1 protein-coding gene and 1 pseudogene are annotated in these 834 nt (G+C 40.5%); both read left to right on the top strand.

Going from position 1 to position 834, the window contains the following annotated elements:
* A pseudogene (locus HMPREF2700_RS05920) lies at positions 1–296 on the top strand (hypothetical protein); the annotation flags it as partial.
* A gap of 2 nt (positions 297–298) precedes the next feature.
* Positions 299–834 (top strand): DUF2515 family protein (locus HMPREF2700_RS11640; RefSeq protein ID WP_210389872.1); only part of this gene is annotated, 536 nt, incomplete at its 3' end.

Raw genomic sequence — 834 nt, 5'->3', positions numbered from 1 at the left:
CGAAGGTGGTGCGGGTGAGGGCGCCGTTGGTGATCTCGGGACCAAACTCGGCAGGGGTGAATATGAAGGGTATGCCTGCGGTTGAGCGGTATGACGAACAGTTCCAATTTTTATTTCCTGATGGCAAACCTATGCATTCTATTGCGTATATTATCCATAATAAAGATGAGGTAATTTCCGGCATTACGACTACTAAAGGTCTTAGTCATAGAATACATGCAGAAAAACAGCAGGAATTAAAAACTGAATTACAATGGGCTGATTTTGATTCTGCCCCACCATTTGGAGATGCATAAAAATGGCGACTAATTTAACATTTAGTACATCACAAACCAATCAAACCCCAAAAAGTTGTCATTCCGAAAAATGTACCTGTAATACTTTTTGGTCTATCTTACAACAGACAAGTTATATTAAACTTTCCAATAAAACTGGAAATAATCAATACCGTCTTGAAGAATGGTATGAGCAACGTGCACGAAGAATTGCGGCAATTTATGCACGGATTTATCTCGAAATGGAGAAAGAGTTGGGAGGCAACCCCAATTTAAAAGGGCGTTTTTATTGGATGGGGTTAGGTGCATTTGCCTCAAAAACTGTAGCCGCTACGTTTGATTCTTGGATGACACGGACAGGTTACCAGGGCAATAAAATAATTTCCAATTATCTCGATGCCCCGAAATCCGTTCATATTTTTGCCAAAGGAAATTTGTGGCTATTTATGGATGTTGCACCATGGCATTGGGCTTGGGCACTAAGTCCGGGTTCGTTTGAACAATGTAAAACCAGTCGTAATGCAAGTAATTATGTTGCTCCTGTAAAAAAAGCCCTCAA

This window comes from Neisseria sp. HMSC068C04 (genome assembly GCF_001810105.1).
GTDB classification, from domain to species: domain Bacteria; phylum Pseudomonadota; class Gammaproteobacteria; order Burkholderiales; family Neisseriaceae; genus Neisseria; species Neisseria flavescens_B.
This window is presented reverse-complemented; position numbering and strand designations above follow the sequence as displayed.